General features: G+C 67.1%; 16 protein-coding genes. 5 read left to right on the top strand and 11 right to left on the bottom strand.

Annotated features, from left to right (window positions below; genetic code table 11):
* Window positions 1-2: 2 nt before the first annotated feature.
* The 9 genes from mraY to LK459_RS19375 form a co-directional block, all read right to left on the bottom strand.
* Window positions 3-1100 (bottom strand): phospho-N-acetylmuramoyl-pentapeptide-transferase, encoded by a 1098-nt coding sequence (gene mraY, locus LK459_RS19415; RefSeq protein WP_007237369.1) that lies wholly within the window; start codon window positions 1098-1100, stop codon window positions 3-5.
* Between the two features lie 31 nt (window positions 1101-1131).
* Window positions 1132-1635: a UDP-N-acetylmuramoyl-tripeptide--D-alanyl-D-alanine ligase gene (locus tag LK459_RS19410; protein WP_227920139.1), complete on the bottom strand. Its 504-nt coding sequence runs from the start codon at window positions 1633-1635 to the stop codon at window positions 1132-1134.
* Window positions 1632-3245, bottom strand: coding sequence for a UDP-N-acetylmuramoyl-L-alanyl-D-glutamate--2,6-diaminopimelate ligase (locus LK459_RS19405; RefSeq protein ID WP_227920138.1), 1614 nt, complete (start codon window positions 3243-3245; stop codon window positions 1632-1634). The genes LK459_RS19410 and LK459_RS19405 overlap by 4 nt, the downstream gene beginning before the upstream one ends.
* A 182-nt stretch (window positions 3246-3427) precedes the next feature.
* Window positions 3428-5389, bottom strand: coding sequence for a peptidoglycan D,D-transpeptidase FtsI family protein (locus tag LK459_RS19400; RefSeq protein ID WP_227920137.1), 1962 nt, complete (start codon window positions 5387-5389; stop codon window positions 3428-3430).
* Between the two features lie 21 nt (window positions 5390-5410).
* Entirely contained in the window at window positions 5411-6355 is a 945-nt protein-coding gene (locus LK459_RS19395) for a RodZ family helix-turn-helix domain-containing protein (RefSeq protein WP_227920136.1), read from the bottom strand.
* Complete coding sequence (rsmH, locus tag LK459_RS19390; RefSeq protein ID WP_407648818.1) at window positions 6352-7290, bottom strand: 16S rRNA (cytosine(1402)-N(4))-methyltransferase RsmH; 939 nt, start codon at window positions 7288-7290, stop codon at window positions 6352-6354. The genes LK459_RS19395 and rsmH overlap by 4 nt, the downstream gene beginning before the upstream one ends.
* A 303-nt stretch (window positions 7291-7593) precedes the next feature.
* Window positions 7594-8037 (bottom strand): division/cell wall cluster transcriptional repressor MraZ, encoded by a 444-nt coding sequence (gene mraZ, locus LK459_RS19385; protein WP_007237375.1) that lies wholly within the window; start codon window positions 8035-8037, stop codon window positions 7594-7596.
* Window positions 8038-8606: 569 nt separating this feature from the next.
* Complete coding sequence (locus tag LK459_RS19380; protein ID WP_007237376.1) at window positions 8607-9008, bottom strand: DUF3040 domain-containing protein; 402 nt, start codon at window positions 9006-9008, stop codon at window positions 8607-8609.
* A gap of 214 nt (window positions 9009-9222) precedes the next feature.
* Window positions 9223-9732, bottom strand: coding sequence for an SAV_6107 family HEPN domain-containing protein (locus tag LK459_RS19375; protein WP_227923881.1), 510 nt, complete (start codon window positions 9730-9732; stop codon window positions 9223-9225).
* Window positions 9733-10049: 317 nt separating this feature from the next.
* Here LK459_RS19375 and LK459_RS19370 point away from each other — a divergent pair, with 317 nt between their 5' ends.
* The 3 genes from LK459_RS19370 to LK459_RS19360 all read left to right on the top strand — a co-directional run bounded on the left by LK459_RS19370 (window position 10050) and on the right by LK459_RS19360 (window position 13561).
* A complete protein-coding gene (locus LK459_RS19370) occupies window positions 10050-10730 on the top strand; it encodes a GNAT family N-acetyltransferase (protein WP_227920132.1) in 681 nt (226 codons plus the stop codon).
* On the top strand, window positions 10727-12382 hold the full coding sequence (locus tag LK459_RS19365; protein ID WP_407648650.1) for a phytoene desaturase family protein: 1656 nt from the start codon (window positions 10727-10729) through the stop codon (window positions 12380-12382). Before LK459_RS19370 ends, LK459_RS19365 begins: the two co-directional genes overlap by 4 nt.
* Before the next feature lie 177 nt (window positions 12383-12559).
* Complete coding sequence (locus LK459_RS19360; RefSeq protein WP_227920130.1) at window positions 12560-13561, top strand: LppM family (lipo)protein; 1002 nt, start codon at window positions 12560-12562, stop codon at window positions 13559-13561.
* 64 nt (window positions 13562-13625) lie between these two features.
* Here the strand turns inward: LK459_RS19360 and LK459_RS19355 are convergent, their stop codons facing one another.
* Window positions 13626-14612, bottom strand: coding sequence for a methylenetetrahydrofolate reductase (locus LK459_RS19355; protein WP_407648649.1), 987 nt, complete (start codon window positions 14610-14612; stop codon window positions 13626-13628).
* Between LK459_RS19355 and LK459_RS19350 the strand changes: the two genes are divergently transcribed.
* Window positions 14613-15764, top strand: coding sequence for a polyprenyl synthetase family protein (locus LK459_RS19350; protein ID WP_227920126.1), 1152 nt, complete (start codon window positions 14613-14615; stop codon window positions 15762-15764).
* A gap of 63 nt (window positions 15765-15827) precedes the next feature.
* Window positions 15828-17303 (top strand): alpha-(1->6)-mannopyranosyltransferase A, encoded by a 1476-nt coding sequence (locus tag LK459_RS19345; protein WP_265416880.1) that lies wholly within the window; start codon window positions 15828-15830, stop codon window positions 17301-17303.
* Here the strand turns inward: LK459_RS19345 and LK459_RS19340 are convergent.
* On the bottom strand, window positions 17272-17637 hold the full coding sequence (locus LK459_RS19340) for an Rv2175c family DNA-binding protein (RefSeq protein ID WP_007237785.1): 366 nt from the start codon (window positions 17635-17637) through the stop codon (window positions 17272-17274). The genes LK459_RS19345 and LK459_RS19340 overlap by 32 nt on opposite strands.
* Between the last annotated feature and the right edge of the window lie 84 nt (window positions 17638-17721).

Raw genomic sequence — 17721 nt, 5'->3', positions numbered from 1 at the left:
GGCTAGCCGTTGACTGTGAGGAACTCGCCGTAGAACAGCGAGAGACCGAGTGCGCAGGCGATGGCGGTCAGTAGCCAGAACCGGATGATCACCGTGGTCTCGGCCCAACCACCCAGTTCGAAGTGGTGGTGGAAGGGCGCCATGCGGAAGACCCGTCGACCTGTCGTCCGGAAGAACGCGATCTGGATGACCACCGACATGATCTCGGCGACGAACAGTGCGCCGATGACGACGGCGAGCAGTTCGGTGCGGGTGGTGATCGACAGACCCGCGAGCAGTCCGCCGAGTGCCAGCGATCCGGTGTCGCCCATGAAGATCTTGGCCGGTGCGGCATTCCACCACAGGAACCCGAGGCAGGCGCCACCGCCCGCGACCGCGATGAGCGCGAGATCGAGCGGATCGCGGACGTGGTAGCAGCCGCGCGGGATGTCCGCGGCGGGCTTCGCACCTCCCGAACAGGCGTTGACGAACTGGAAGAAGGTCACCAGTACATACGTGCCGAGGACCATGGCCATCGATCCCGCGGCGAGACCGTCGAGACCATCGGTGAAGTTGACCGCATTCGACCATGCCGCGACCACCAACCAACAGAACACGACGAAGGCGACGGAGACCATCGAGATCGCGTCGATGTCGCGGACGTAGGACAGGTGCGGACTCGCCGGCGTGTACCCCGAGTCGTTGCGGAAGCCGAGCACGAGGACACCGAACAGGATGGCGGCGATGAACTGACCGATCGACTTGGCCGTCTTGTTGAGTCCGAGGTTGCGGTGCTTGCGTATTTTGATGAAGTCGTCGAGGAATCCGACACCGCCCAGCGCGGTCGCCAAACCGAGTACGAGCAGGCCCGACGCCGTCGGTCCGTTGCCGTCGTGGGTGAACAAGCCGACGATGTGCGCTCCGAAGTAGCCCGCCCAGAGCGCGATCAGGATGGCGACGCCACCCATCGACGGCGTCCCACGCTTCGTCTGGTGACTCTGCGGCCCTTCGACGCGGATCTCCTGACCGAAACCCTGGCGCGAGAAGACGCGGATGAGTACCGGAGTGAGCAGGATCGACACCGCAACGGCGATCGCACCCGCAATGAGGATCTGGGTCACCGCAGCATCCCTCCCTCAGTTCGCCCGACCGTCACTCGCCGCTCTCCTCGTTCGTCGCTCGTCGTTCCCCCAACCCCGCTGCCACGTCGGCCAGCGCCGGGTCCGTGCCCGCTACGAGCACCATGTCGTCGGGGGCTGGGCGCCACTCGTCATCGGCGAGTGTCGCAGCCGCGTCGTCGACGGTCGCGACCAGCCTTGCCTCGTCACCCCAGGAGCCCTCCATCACTGCTCCCTGGTGCAACGCCCGGACGGCGCGCGACTGTCCGACACACAGTGTCTTGTCGACGGCGAGTCTGACCGCGAGTCGTCCCACCCTGTCGTGTTCGACGACGCTGTCGTTCTCGCTCAGACCGTCGCCGGTGGCCAGATCGCCGATGATCGCCCAGGTGCGCACCCGGGGTTCGGCGTCGCGCGCCCGGGTGACGAGGTCGCGGATGGCGCGCGAGACGGCGTCGATGTCGGCGGGTACGAGGATCACCTGACGTGCGGTCGCATCGGTGGCGACGTCGTCGGTACCGCGCTCACCCGCGCTCACCGACCCGCCCCCGAGGTGTTCTCGAGGACCCCTGCAAGCGCCTCGGCAACGACGACCCTGTCGTCGAATGGATGCTTCACGCCGTCGATCTCCTGACCCGCTTCGTGCCCCTTCCCCGCGACGAGCACGACGTCGCCGGGCTGCGCCCACGCGATCGCCGAGTCGATGGCGGCGCGGCGGTCGCCGATCTCCACGATCTCGACGCCGGGTCGCCGCGCGGCGTCGGGAACCGCGTGCGCGCCGGCGAGCACGGCGGCACGGATGGCTGCGGGATCCTCGGTACGCGGGTTGTCGTCGGTGACCACGACGAGATCGGCACGACGCGCGGCCACCTCCCCCATCAGGGGCCGCTTGGCACTGTCCCTATCCCCACCGGCACCGATGACCACCGCGATCCGGCCACGCGACTGCTCGTCGAGCGTCGCCAGCACGGCTTCGAGTGCGCCCGGTTTGTGCGCGTAGTCGACGATGGCGAGGAAGTCCTGACCCCGGTCGATGCGCTGCAGTCTGCCGGGGACCGACACCTCGGCAATCGCCGACGTCGCTGTCGTGACCGGCGCGCCGGCGGCCACGGCGACCGCGACGGCGAGTGTCGCGTTGGCGACGTTGTAGCGACCCGGGAGCCCGACGGTGAGCTCATGTGCGATGCCCGAGGCGTCGGTGACCTGCACCCGCTGAGAGCCGTCGGAACCGATGGTCGACGGCCCGGCGTGCCAGTCTGCGGGAACGTCGGTGGTGGAGACCGTCAGTGGCGCGATGGTGTCGCCTCGGCGGGCGACGTCGAGCATCCGCCTGCCCCACTCGTCGTCGACGCAGATGACCGACCGCACAGCGCGCGTCGACGACCCCTGCGCGAACAACTGCGCCTTGGCCTCGAAGTAGTCGTGCATGGTCGGGTGGAAGTCGAGGTGGTCCTGCGACAGGTTGGTGAATGCTCCGAGGGAGAAGTGGGCTCCGTCGACACGGCCGAGCGCCAGCGCGTGACTCGACACCTCCATGACGACGACGTCGACGCCCTGCTCGAGCATCACGGCCAGCAGCGCCTGCAGAGTCGGGGCCTCCGGTGTGGTCAGCGAACTCGCCCGTGCCACGCCGTCGACGCGGGTCTCGACCGTGCCGATGAGGCCGACGGTGTGGCCTGCGGCCATCATCGCCGCCTCGACCATGTAGGCGGTCGTCGTCTTGCCGGAGGTGCCGGTGATCCCGATGAGTTTGAGTCGTTGCGAGGGATTGCCGTAGATGCGGGCGCTGACGCCTCCGAGTACCGATCGGGGGTCGGCGTGGACGAGGACCGCGCACGCCGCATCGGGCGGGAGCACGCGCGTGAGTTCGGCGCGACCGGCCGCATCGGTGAGAATCGCCGTCGCCCCGCGCTCCACCGCCTCGGCCGCAAATCGAGCGCCGTGGGTGCGACCCCCAGGAAGCGCAGCAAACAGGTCACCCTCGGCGATGTCCTGCGCGCGCAGCGAGACACCGGAGACCGCGGCGTCGGCGCCCACAGTCCCGATGAGATCGAGCCGCGCCCCGGTGGCCGTCGAGAGAACGGCAACAGCGGTGGGCTCGACGTGTTCGGGTCTGTTCAGACCTGCGGACCGGCGAGTCGACGCCATGATGCGATCGCCTCCCTCAGCAGTGGTTTCGGTGTCGCGTGTTCGGGCCCGTGCGGCTCGAACCCGGGTGGGCGCGGATGTGCAGCGCCGGAACGCACTCACGATACCGTCAGGGCAATTCTCGACGGTCGGTGCCATTGACAAATCCGGCCAACAGAATATCGGTGCACGTCACCGCTGGCTCAGTGGGCCTCGAGCGTGATCCACGGTGTGGGCGTCGGCGACAGCGGAACCTGCTGACGCTGCAGTATCCACGAGGCGATCGAGGCGAACAACGGCGCCGCCGACTGCCCACCGCTGCCGTCGGAGCTGCGCTTGGGATTGTCGAGCATGATGCCCACCACGAACCGCGGATTGTCGGCGGGTGCGATCCCCGCGAAGGTGATGTTGTAGCTCGAATTCGAATAGCACCCACACGACGGGTCCACCTGCTGTGCGGTGCCGGTCTTACCGGAGAGTTGATAGCCGGAGACCGCTCCCTTGTAGCCGGTGCCCGACTGCACACCCATCGGGTCCTCCTGGAAGACTCCGCGGAACATGTCGCGCACCGTGTGCGCGGTCTGCGGGCTCACGACACGGACACCCGCGGGCCGATCGGCGTCCTCAACGTCGCCACCGTCGCGCTGTTCCGATTCCAGAATTCGCGGGGGGACACGGAGCCCGTCGTTGGCGATCGTCTGGTACATCGCCGTCATCTGCAGCAGCGACATCGACAGTCCCTGTCCGATGGGCAGGTTGGCGAACGAACCACCCGACCACTGACTCAACGCCGGCACCGCACCACCGCTCTCTGCGGGGAGGCCGACGCCGGTGCGCTGTCCGAGTCCGAATCGCTTGACCATGTCGGCGAATCGTTGTTCGCCGACGCGCTTGGCCAGCATCAGGGTTCCGACGTTCGACGACTTGCTGAAGATTCCGGCTGTCGTGTACGGCTCGACACCGTGCGACCAGGCGTCGTTGACGGTGACGCCGGCCATGTTGATGCTGCCCGGCACCTGAAGTACCTCGTCGGGCCTTGTCAGCCCGTACTCGACGGCGGCAGACGCTGTGATGATCTTGTTCACCGAGCCCGGCTCGAACGGCGAGGTGACCGCCGGATTGCCCAGGTCTGCCTTGGTCTGGTCCGACAGCGGCTTGGAGGCGTTGAAGGTGCCGTCGTTGGCCATGGCAAGGACCTCGCCGGACTTGGCGTCTAGTACCACAGCCGACGCCGACTTCGCGCCGGACGCCTGCTTGGCCTTGTTCACCTCGCTCTGCACGAACCACTGGATGTCGGAGTCGAGCGTCAGTTTCACGGTGGCGCCGTTGATCGCCGGATGCACGTTGCGCGTACTGCCCGGGATCACCGCGCCGTCGGAACCCCGGTCGTAGGTCTTCGAACCGTCGGTTCCGGCGAGTACCGAATCCATCGACGCCTCGAGGCCGATCAGTCCGTTGCCGTCGTAGTTGACGTCGCCGACGACGTTGGCGGCCAGGGAGCCGCCCGGGTAGAGCCGGATGGCCTGCGGATCGGCGCCGACCTCCGGATAGTCGGCGACGATCCGCGCCGCGACCTCCGGACTCACCGAGCGCGCGAGATAGACGAACCCGTCGTCGCTCGTCAGCTTCTTGTGGAGGTCGTCGGAGCTGATCGATCCGCCGAGCGCCGACGACACGCCGTCGGCGATCTCCTTGAGTCGCTTGTCGACGTCGGGATACTCGGGGTTCTTCTTGTGCTCGGCCTCGATCGACTTGCGAACGGCCTTGGGCAGGAACGTCAGGGAGCGCGCTTCGTCGGTGTAGGCGAGCGGGCGTCCGTTGCGGTCGAGGATCGCTCCGCGTTTCGCGGTGAGCACCTGGGTGTACTCGCGTTGCTGCGCAGCCTCCGCCGAAATCGACGACGCCTCGATGGTGTGCACGACGATCATTCGGACCGCGACGGCGAGCACGACCAGGATGATCACGAGTCCCACAGCACGACTACGGAATTCGAAGGTGCGCGGCCCGCGACCCCCACCGCCGCGACCCCAGCGACCACCGCCGCCGGAGCCGCCGTTCCCCGAGCCCCCGGAAGCCCCTGCGGGTGTGCCGCGTCGTCGGGACCGGGGCTGCGCAGCGGGCGGGTCGAAACGCTCACCGATCCGCTGGAAACTGGCGCGTGTCATGGTTGTCAATTGTCCACCGCCCTAACGGGCACCCGCGGAATTTGCGCTCGGCGGGTTGCCATTCGTCGGTGCCGATCGACCCGCGACCGACGGTGCGGAACCCGAGGGAGCCACGTTGGGATTCAACCCTGATGGCGCACCGGGCGCGTCGGCGTTCCGATCGGCAGTCGTGTTCTGGTTCGGCGCCGTGTTCTGGTTCGGCGCCGTATTCTCGCTCGGCGCTGGCGAATTCGGCGCAGGAGAACCCGGCGACGGGGAAGCCGAGGACTGATCGGCGGCACCCGAATCCGTCGCGTCGGGAGACTGTCCCGCCGAGTTCGAGTTCTGGCCTGTCGACGAGTCACCGCCCAGACCCATCGAGTCGCTGACCTTGCTCTTGTCGATCTTGCTGGTGGGGTCGGGCTTGTCGTCGGGATTGATCGTCCCGATCGGTTTGCCCGATGCGGGTTCGGGGTCGCCGAGTACCTTCGGTTTGCCGTTCGCGCCGATCACCATGCGTGCGGGGTTCTGCACCGGGATCATCCCCAGTTTTGCTGCCTTGTCGGACAATTCGGGTGCGGAGTCACCTGATTCGTAGCTGCGTTTGAGGCTGTCGCGTCGATCGAGCAACGCCTGGTTGGTCTTGCGCTCGATCCCGAGTCGATACGAATCCTGCGCGGCCCTCGTCGACAACCACAGACTCAACCCCAGCCCGACGACGAGCAGCGCGAGGACCGGAACCACGAAGGGCACCGACCGCGCGCGAGTGAACAACGAGCGCCGTGGCACCTGTCTGCGGGGGGCGCCACGGTCGGAGGCGACACTCTCTGCCGCAACACGATTGCGACGCCGCTCGATCGCGCGTTGGGCTGCTCGTGAGCGGTTGGGGCGCTGTGTCTCGAGGTTCTCCCGACGTGGACGCCGCGTCGACGTACTGGTGTCCGCGTGCGCACCGTCAACGACGGCGCGATCGTCGAGCACTGTCATGACCGATTCCTCTCGACACGTTCGATGGCGCGGACCCGTACGGGGGCGGACCGCGGGTTCTCGGCGAGTTCCGCCTCGCCCGCTTGCTCGGCACCACGCGTCACGAGCCTGAAAACGGGTGCGGTACCGGGTAATTCGACCGGCAGACCGGGCGGCGACGTCGACCGTGTGCGTGCGGCGAACTCGCGCTTGACGATCCGATCCTCGAGCGACTGATAGCTCATGACGACCACACGACCACCGACAGCGAGGGCGTCCAGAGCAGCGGGCAAGGCAAGTCGCAAGGCGTCGAGTTCGTGATTCACCTCGATGCGCAGGGCCTGAAAAGTGCGTTTCGCCGGATGTCCCCCGGTCCGTCGCGTGGCGGCAGGGATTGTGGCGTACAGCAATTCGACGAGTCGTCCACTTGTCGTGAACGGTTCACTCTCCCGTGCGCGCAGCACCGCAGAAGCGATCTTCCCGGCGAAGCGTTCCTCTCCGTATTCGGACAGCACGCGCGCGAGATCGCCGTGTGAGTAGGTGTTGAGTACGTCCGCTGCGGTTAGTTCGTCATCCGGATTCATCCGCATGTCGAGGGGGGCATCGACGGCGTATGCGAACCCGCGGTCGGCACGGTCGAGCTGCATCGACGAGACGCCGAGGTCGAACAGGGCCGCGTCGATGTGATCGACTCCTGCGGCGGCGAGCACCCCGTCGATGCCGTCGAACCTCGATTGGTGGAACGAGATCCGGTCGCCGAAGCGCGCCAACCTGTCGCGCGCGATGTCCAGCGCCGACTCGTCGCGGTCGATTCCGACGACCCGTGCATTGTTGAATTCGGTGAGCATCAGTTCGCTGTGTCCACCCGCACCGAGCGTGGCATCGACGACAACGGGGTTCTCGACGCCGGGCCGCGTCAGTGCCGGCGCGAGGAGTTCGGTGATACGGCGAGCCATGACGGGTACGTGGCCGAACTGTCCGGAACGACGGTCGTCGTCGTGCGACGCATTCACCGAATCACCTCCCGGACCGTGCTGTGTGCACACCCCTACCCGTAGCGGGCACGTGCACTCATCTCGAATTCCTGACACGGCTGCGGGTCGACGCATGCCGTGATGACCGTGGCGAGGAGGGAGTCGTCGGGTGAAGCGGGGTCCCGGTCCGGGGACGCACCTGGCGTTGGGGAAGTACGCCAGGGTCGTTCCGGACCGGGGCCTCGATCCACCCGAAGCCCTGTCCATCGTTCGCCAACCCCTCGGCTACAAGACCGCGTTCAGTGCGGCCGAGTTGGCTGCCGAGAAGTTCTCCTCGTGCTCACTCTGGTATTCACGCCACTTCTGTGCGTCCCAGATCTCGAGGTGATCGAAACTGCCGAACACCACACACTCCTTGGTCAGCTCCGCGTACTCCCGATGGTCGGGAGACAAGCTGATCCGACCCTGCCCATCCGGACGCTGCTCTTCGGTACTGGCGAAGAAGTAGCGCTGGAAGGCCCGCGCTTGTGGGTCGTTGCGGGATGCCTCCACGATTCTGGCGGCGATCTCGTCGAACTCCTCGGCACGGAACACCGACAGGCTGTGGTCCTGGCCTTTGGTGACCATCACGCCTCCTGCCAGTGCGTCGCGGAACTTGGCGGGCAACGTCAGTCGCCCCTTGTCATCCAGCTTCGGCGTGTAGGTGCCGACGAATCGCACAGACGACATGTCGACACCTCCTGCCCCTGAGCGATCCGTTCCGGTCCGTCTCACCCAGTGCTGCCACAGTACCCCACTTTCCACCACTTTCCACCAACATCGCCCTCTGATCGTCCTACCCGCAGCACTTTCCGCAGGTCAACGCCGAGAATTCCGTGGTTGGATGAATACAACCGACCGTGTCGCACGTGGCGATTCACGTGTCCAGAAGGGACGAAAAGACATCACTGTGACTGGTGAGGGAAGATTTCACGGTCAGGTGGGGCGATGTGGGGAGACACGGTGGGGCGATGTGGGGAGACACGGTGGGCGCGCACCGGGGAGACACGGTGGGCGCGCAGCGGGTGCGATGCGGCCACGCCCAGAAGTAACCAGACCGACCGGGAGGAGGACGAGCGCACAGACGACGGCAGGGCCGCACATCATGTGGATGTGCGGCCCTGCCGTGGTGAAGTGACCAGCGCTAGTGCGCTAGGGATGGTGACTCACTGGGGAATAGCGGGTATCGCTGGGACCTGGGCGCGGCGCCGCGGGGCTACGGCGCGGACTCGGGACGCGCGATCATCGCGCGCCCGGGGTCACTCCTGCTCGAAGCGGCGGTTGAACCGGTCTTCCATGCGCTCGGTGAACTTGCGCTTGTTTCCCGAGGGACGAGTGTTGCCACCCTTGCCTGACTGGGGTGCGGACTCGCTCGGCGTCGACCTACCTCCGCCCCAGAGCGCGAATAGTCCCGCCCCGAACATCACGAGGAAGCCGATGAGGCTGACGACGGGGAGCCCGGCGATACTCAGACCGACCAGGGGTCCGACGATGAGCAGCACCAGACCGACGACGAAAATGGCCGCCGCCTGCAAACGACGTCGACCCGACGACCGGCCCAGCCGACGACGCTCGACGCTGGACGCAAACTTCGGGTCCTCGGCGTACAGAGCACTTTCGATTTGTTCGAGCATGCGCTGCTCGTGCTCCGAGAGTGGCACCGACCCTCCTTACTACGTTGCCGATTCACACATCAACGAGATCGTGGCGACCGCGGACGCCAGTCTCGTGACATGTGTTCGCGGCTTACGGCTTCCATGATACGAGGTGATCGCGAGCGCGACCACCATAACCACCCGAAGGTGACATATCACGGCCGACAACAGCGCGCGACGCCTTGATCGGTGTGACGAAGGATTGCGTCGAGGCACGGTCTCAGGCGATGTGGTCGTAGCCGTAATCGGACCGAGCGGGTGCCTGATGTGCGAGCTTCCCCTGCTCATACGCCACGACGATGTCTTCGACAGCGTCGAGGAACACGAGCAGCCGCGACCGGAGACCTGTGACCACCGAGGCGTCGACGCGGCGTCGTAAACCGGATTCGATCTCCATACGAACGGTCGACATCCCGGCAAAGGCCGAAGCGAACTCGGCGAGCTCGGGAACCGCCGACGAGATTCGTGACCAGGCGTTCGGCGAGACACGTCGGGACGCTCTCCTGACCGGCGGTTCGTACACCGCGAGCGCCGCGCCTGCCGCACGGAGCGCTGCCAGGTAGTACTGACGGAAGCGTTCGGCGTCATCTGGCACGCCGTCGGCGTTCTCGGTGAGGATCTCGGCACGCTCGAGAAGGTCACGCGCACGGACCACGACGACCGGATCGATCTCGGGGCGCATCACTGCGCCATACGGCGCATGCCGGTTGCCGCGTCGCATCGGCTCCATACCTGCCATGTCGCGCTCCCTTCATCTCCACGGTCTCCACGGTCTTCATCTCCACGGTGCGGTCCGGCGATGCACGCTTCCCTCGTCCACCGCCGGACCACCCGAACTGTCGGGGGCGATGAGAACGGCTTGCGGAGGCACGTTCATCGAACACCCGTTCGACATATTCAATATAGCTAGTGGGGCGGCACTCTTCAAGAGAGATGTGGCCCATTTCCGACAACAGCAGCGTAGAAGTCGGTACCGACATTCCCCGGCTCGGCCGCGGCCGGCGCCCGGTGTGCCCGCGGGGTGCGGGAGGAAGGACGACGAGCCAGTTGGCGACCCGCCTCGTTCGACTGTCCGGGCAGGACTGCCCGGTCTGGCTCGACGCTGCCCTGAACGTCTATGTGACCGCGATGGACTACCCGCGCGGTACCGAGCACCACCGGGTCGCACTCTGGCGCGAGCACATCGCCCGACGCGGGTGGACGGCCTACGCCGCACTGACGGCCGTCGCCCCCGATCGACGCCTCGACCCCGAGGCGGAGCGTCGGAGGATCCGACCCCCGGTCTCCCCCACGGGCGACGAGATCATGGTCGGCATCGCCTACGGCTATCGCGGCGCCGACGATCAGTGGTGGAATCACCAACTCCGCACGGGTCTGCGGCTGTCCGGGTGTAACCGGGAGACGATCGACACCATCGCCACCGACTATTTCGAACTCACCGAACTACACGTTCATCCGACAGCGCAGGGCCACGGGATCGGCGAATGGTTGCTCTCCGCGTTGCTGACCGACCGACCCGAGGACCACGTCCTGCTCTCCACCCCGGAGATACCCGAGGAACGCAACCGTGCGTGGTCGCTCTACCGGAGAATGGGCTTCGACGACATCCTGCGCAATTTCACCTTCACAGGCGATCCCCGACCGTTCGCCTTCCTCGGGCGGAGCCTGCCCCTCGATGCCGCGCCGAGACCGATCGTCGACACGACCCTGCCGCCGGCCGCGCGGTGAGTCGGCGACGGCACGCAGGTCTCGGAGGCGGCGGCAACCATCCGCCCCGGCATGACGCCGTCGTCGTGGGGGCGGGACACAACGGACTGATCGCTGCTGCCTACCTCGCCCGAGCGGGACGTTCGGTTCTCGTCGTCGAACGCGACGAGGTACCGGGTGGTGCCGTGTCGACGGTGGAGCGTTTCCCCGGGTACCGCATCGATCGCGGGTCGTCGGCTCATCTGATGATCCGGCACTCCCCGATCATCGACGAACTCGAACTCGAGAACCACGGGTTGCGTTACATCGACTGCGACCCATGGGGTTTCGCACCTGCGACAGACTCGGGCCCGCCACTGGTGTTCCGCACCGACCTCGACGCGACCTGCGCGTCGATCGCCGCCGCGTGCTCGACCGCCGATGCCGATGCGTACCGGCGGTTCGTCGGCGAGTGGGGGCCGAGGTCGCGCGCGGTGCTCGACGCGTTCAACTCCCCGGCGACACTGCCACGATTCGGTCGAGCGTTCGCCGGCATCGGCCACACCGCGCACACCGCACGTACCGGGGTCCTCGGCCGGCGCGCCGGCGCGCTGATGGCTGCAACGCAGGAGCTGATGATGTCCGGCGACGCCCTGCTCGACCGTTGGTTCGTCTCCGAACGGCTCAAGGCCGCCCTCGCATGGTTCGGCGCACAATCGGGCCCACCGATGAATGCCCCCGGGACAGCGCCGATGGTCGGGTTCGCCGCCCTGATGCATCGGATTCCCCCCGGTAGGGCGGTCGGCGGAAGCGGAGCGCTGACCGAAGCTCTCCTGCACCGACTCGACGCCGACGGCGCGCGGGTGCTCACCGGATCACCGGCGACAGCGATCAGCCGATGCGGCGATCACTGGCGGGTACAGACCGCACACGAGGACCACTGCACAGAACAGGTGATCGCCGCCTGCCACATCATGGCGACACTCGACATGATCGACGCGGGGGCCAGTGTGGCGCCGTCTGTTGTCGCTCGCTGGCGTCGTGAGATCGACATCGGGACGGGCATCGGAATGGCCGTGAGACTGGGCACCAGCGCCCTGCCCGACTACCGCGACCTCCCCTCGGGGCTGCCCCCGCACGGCGTGCACTCGGCTCTCGGTCTCCTCGTCACCGACCGTGCGCAGCTCCGGCGCGCGTACGCAGCCGCCTCGGTCGGTGACCTGCCACCGCGGCCTGCCTGCGTGGTGATGAGCTACTCGGCGATCGATCCGACGCTCGCGCCGTCGAACCGGCACTCGATCACGGTGTGGGCCCAATGGCATCCGCGACACCCACGCGAGGGAGGGTGGTCGGGATCGACCGCGCACGCCGCCGCGGACGCGATCCTGACCGAAGTCGATCGTCACGCCCCCGGCCTGCGCGAGTCCGTCGAGCATCTCCATATCCAGACACCCGCCGACCTCGAATCGGAATTGGGGTTGATCGGGGGGAACATCATGCACGTCGAGATGACGATCGACCAGATGTTCACCTATCGACCGCACCCGGACCTCGCCGGACACCGCGTACCGGGGGCCGAAGGGCTGTTGCTCGCCGGAGCGTCGACGCATCCCGGCGGGGGTGTGACGGGTGCGAGCGGACGGATCGCAGGCCGACTCGCGATCGACGCAGGGCGTAGCCGACGCCGACCCTGAGCTGACACACGCCGTGACGTGTGCGAGGTCTCGGCACCCTTCTGGCACGATGAGCACGTGCAGCCGGCAACCATGCGACGACCACACGACCCGACGCGCGGATTCCCCTCGCGGACCCGCGGTGAGGCAGTCGGTCGAGAGAGGTCGCGATCTCCTCGGCGGTCCGGCATCACCACCGTGGCGTCGTTGCTGATCCTGTTGACGGCAATGCCGCTGCTGTCGGGCTGTCTGACACGTTCGACCACCGTCGGCGACCGCTACGCCGGCACGATCATCGTGGCGACGTCGCCGGACAATCCCAGCGGAGCGCCACGCCTCGATATTCCCGAGTCCATGAAGAACAACGTGTCGACGTCGGACTATCGGGAAGGGCCCCAGGGCAACGAGTCTGCGAGTCCCTCCCCCGGCGCTTCGGCACCGGCTACTCCGTCTGCGACGACGCAGCCGGGCACCACGGGCCAGGGCGCGACGCGGGTCGGCACCAGGGCGACCTTCTCCGATCTGACGTCGGGTCAGCTCAGTCAACTCGGGGACATCGTCGCCAACGCATTCGGCGACACGTCGATGACGATGGAACTCAACGCGAAGCGCAACGGCGACGTGGTGCGCTTCCGCGGGAGTGCCGATCTCAACGGGCTCGAGGAGCGCGACTACCTGAAGTTCACGCTGGCATTCGCAGGCCCCATCACCGCGAGCAACGTGCAGCAGCAGGATTCGGAGACGTCGGTCACGTGGACTCCCCAACCGGGCAAGGTCACCGAGTTCATCGCCGACGCGACCTATCCCGACCCCGCCACGGCCGCGTTCAAGGGATGGACGTGGCTCCTGGTGATCGTGTGCCTGTTGGTCGTTGCACTCATCATCTGGCTGGCCTACACACATCGGGACACGAGTCCGCGCCCCGGCAGGCCGCGCAGCACACGGCCCACGGCCCCCAAATCCTCGACCACCACCGGTCCCGCCGGTAGGAAAACAGGCGCCAACACCACAGCCGCCAAGACACAGGCCACGGCGACCGCGGGGACATCCGCGGCCTCGCCATCGGATGCTCCGGCATCGGCTGCCTCGTCATCCGTTGCGAGCGACGACGCCCCCCGACCAGGGCCCACAGCAGTGAGCACCGCACCGGGCGACGGAGAGCCGGGAACGACCGAACCCGGCGAGACGCACGAGCGCTAGGTCGACGACACCACTCGCTCGACGAGACCGCTAGGTCGACGAAACCGCTAGGTCGACGAAACCGCTAGGTCGACGACACCAGGGGCAGTGCGTCGGCGGTGTCGACACCGAGGCGGTCGAGGACCTCGCAGGTGGCCTTCGCGAAATTGAGGCTGATGAAGTGCAGCCCGGGAGCGCCTTCGGCGATCAGTCGCTGAGACATCTCGGTGGCGATGTCGATGCCGACGGCGCGCACGGCCGCGCGGTCCTCCTGATCGCCGGAACCCGCCGCGGCGATCAACCGTTGCTCGACGCTCGCCGGCAACACCGAACCCGAGAGCTCGACCATGCGCCGGACCGAGGCCAACGACGTGATCGGGAGAATCTCGGGGATGATCGGCTTCGCACCCTGCTCGGGGTCTGCGGCCGCGACCCGGTCGCGCAGGCGCAGATAGAAGTCGACGTCGAAGAACAGCTGGGTCACCGAGTACTCCGCGCCAGTGCGCAGCTTGCTCACCAGAACACGGGTGTCGTGGTCGAGGTCGGGAGCACGGTGATGACCCTCGGGGAATGACGCGACACCGACGTGGAACTGACCGAGCCCGCCGATGAGCTCGACGAGTTCTTCCGCGTAAGAAACCCCCTGGGGGTGCTTGACCCATTCGCCGAGCGGGTCGCCGGGCGGATCGCCACGCAGCGCGAGGATATTGGTGATCCCCTTGTCGGCATACGCTCCGACCAACGAACGCAGTTCCGAGATGGAGTGATTCACCGCGGTGAGGTGCGCCACAGGCACCAGCGTGGTCTCCGTCGCCAATTGTCCGGCGATCCGCACGGTGCGGTCGCGGGTGCTGCCACCCGCGCCGTAGGTCAACGAGACGAATGCGGGGTCGAGCCTCTCGAAGACGCGGACCGCACGCCACATGCGCGCCTCGGCGTCGGCATCCTTCGGCGGAAGGAACTCGACCGAGAAGGGCACGGGACCCGGCCGGGGTGCGGAGAGTCGCTCGACGACAGACGGCACCGGGGCGGATGAATTCACCGGACCAGTGTACGGGCTAGCCTGTGACACGTGACCTCGACCGCTCCCGTGCCAACGCGCCTCGCCGAGGTTCCCGACGCCGTCGAGGCAGTCCTGCGCGACTTTCTCGACACCGCGGTGTCCACATCGGCGGCAATCTCGCCTGTCGTCGGGTCGTCGGCGCAGGTCGTAGCCGATTTCGTACTCTCGGGCGGCAAGCGCATCCGCCCGGTCTTCGCCTTCGCCGGATGGCAGGCCGGCAACGGTGACCCCGCGCGGGTGCCGACCGGATCGACCGACTCGGATGCGTTGCGGATCTGCGCAGCACTCGAACTCGTGCAGGCATGTGCACTGATCCACGACGACATCATCGACGCCTCCGACACACGACGTGGCCGACCGACGGTGCATCGGGTGTTCGAGCGCGGCCACCGCGATTCCGGCTGGCGCGGCGACGCCGCCGACCACGGCATCGCGTCGGCGATCCTCGCAGGCGATTTCGCCCTCGCCTGGGCCGACGACCTCGTCCACGGCTACGCGCCCGCGACCCTCTCCCCCGCGGGACGGCCCATCGCCGGAGCCGACGTGACCCCCCTGCCGCCGGGGGTGATCGCCACCTGGGCCGCCATGCGCACGGAGGTGCTCGGCGGCCAGGTCCTCGACATCGTCAACGAGGTCAGCGGCGAGGAGTCGGCCGAGGCGGCATACCGCGTGATGGAGTTCAAGACGGCGGCATACACGGTCGCACGGCCGCTGGAACTCGGCGCACGTGTCGCAGGTGCGTCCGAGGAGCTCATCGACCAATTACGGTCGGTCGGACACGATCTCGGAATCGCCTTTCAGTTACAAGACGATCTGCTCGGCGTGTTCGGAGACCCCGAACGCACCGGAAAACCGTCGGGCGACGATCTCGCGGCAGGCAAGCGGACCGCGCTGCTGGCGTTGGGACTCGCCCGCGCCGACGAACGCGACCCCGCCCTCGGCGACGCACTGCGGTCGGTACTCGGAACCGAGCTGTCACCCGACGAATTGACCACTGCGCGCGGCATTCTGACCGATGTCGGCGCTGTCGCCGACATCGAGCGCACGATCGACACGTTGCTCGACTCCGCCATCACGACCCTCGAGAACACCGACATCGACGACGCCGTGTACACCGATCTCGTCGACGTCGCGCGACGCATGGCGCATCGCAGCGCCTGAGTGGGCACCCGGGGTGGGCATGAGGTGAGTTCGGATTCGCAATCGATGACGCGAGCGAGGTTGATGCGCGCATTGTGGGCAGGCCTGATCGGCTCGATCCTGGTGTGCCTCGGAGGTTTCGGCGTCGCCGACATTCCCCGTAACCACCCGATACTGACCGAGACCGGCCTCAGTTGGCTCACCTATGGGCACGGGAAATCTCTGTGCGGCATCACGTTCTGGGTGGGCGTCGCACTGATGGTGGTCGCCTGGATACGGTTGGGGCGAGTCCTGTGCGACACGGCGACCGATCACAGCAGGCTGCACCTACGCAGGTGGGTGCTCGCGTGGGCGGCACCCCTGATGGTGACCGTGCCGCTCTACAGCCGCGACGTCTACGCCTACCTCGGCCAGGGTGCACTGTTCCGAGCAGGCTTCTCGCCGTACGCCGACGGGCCCGCCCACAACCCCGGCCCGCTCGTCGACAGCATGGCGCAGGTCTGGGCGTCGACGACCGCGCCCTACGGCCCGCTATTCGTGTGGGTGACACGGATGGTGGTCGCTGTGACCGGCGATCACGTCATCCTCGGCGTGCTCGTGATGCGCCTCGTTCTCGTGCCGGGACTCCTGTTGTCGCTCTGGGCGATTCCACGTCTCGCGCGTCACTTCGGGGCGTCGCCCGCCGCCGGTCTGTGGCTGGCACTGTTCAATCCGCTCGTACTGATCCATCTCGTCGGCGGTCCGCATGTCGAACTGCTCATGATGGGTGTCCTGGCCGCGGGGATGACGCTGGTCGTCACCGGACGACATGTCGGCGGCCTCGTGCTCCTCGGATGTGCGGTCTCGATCAAGGTCACCGCGGGTGTCGCGATCCCGTTCGTGTTGTGGATCTGGTTGGCGCACATACGGCAACGCCGCCGGGTGGGCGCGCGCGACGTGGCCGCGGTGTCGGCTGCGATCGCGGGTGTCACCGTCGCGGTGTTCGCGGCGTGGACGGCGCTCGTCGGTCTCGGACTCGGCTGGCTCACCGGTTTGGGCTGGGCGGACCGCATCGTGAACTGGTTCACGCTGCCGACGGTGATCGCACATCTGGTGACCCTGGTCGCGGCTCCGTTCACCGCGCTCAATCTCCAATCGGTGCTTCCCGTGACGCGCGTCGTCGGCGAGGCTCTGCTCGCGGTCGTACTCGTCGTGTTGTGGTGGCGTCAACGGCATTCCGAGCGCGAGGCCATGGCGGGGATCGTGCTCGCGATGCTCGCCGTGGTCCTGCTCGAGCCGTCGACGCTGCCCTGGTACTACACGTGGGTGCTGTGCCTGGCCGTGGCCTTCACCCTGCCGCGTTGGGTGCGGGCGGTGGTCGTCGGTGTCTCGACCTTCATGCTGATCGTCTTCCAGCCCGACGACTCGATCCTGTTCTACAAGCTGCCCGAAACGCTGTTGGCGTTGGCCCTCGCCGGCCTCGCCGGGGCGTCGGTGATGCGCACCGATCCCCTGCGGATCGGTGCGCTCGCGCGTCGGGTCTGGGGGGTCAGAACGCCTGTGCCTGCGCGCGACGGATGACTTCCCGGGCCGAGTGGGTGTGCAGGGCGTCGGCGGGGGTAAGTCCGAGGTCGTCCTGTTCGGTGAACAGCCACGACATCACCTCGTCGCGCGTGTAGCCGCCGTCGAGCAGCACGTCGACGAGGCCGATGAAATGCTTGGTGATGCCCTCGTCGTCGAAGAACACGCGCGGCACCGCGGGTTGGCCGTCGCGCGAGACGGCGAGTAGGTGATGATCACGGATCAGGTTGCGCACTTTGTTCGCCGAGACGTGCAGCCGAGCTGCGACCTCGTCGAGGGAATAGGTGGCGGTGTCGGTGGGAAGAACGTCACTCGAGAGGGGCAGAGAACTCACGCGCCTGAGATTACCGTTTCACCTCGACCACCGAGAAGGTTCTCCCGCTGTGCACAGTCGGAGCGCCGTCACGCGCGCCACGAC

The organism is Gordonia otitidis (genome assembly GCF_020735545.1).
Lineage (GTDB): Bacteria > Actinomycetota > Actinomycetes > Mycobacteriales > Mycobacteriaceae > Gordonia > Gordonia otitidis.
The sequence above is the reverse complement of the archived record's forward strand: the minus strand, read 5'-3'. Positions and strand labels throughout refer to the sequence as shown.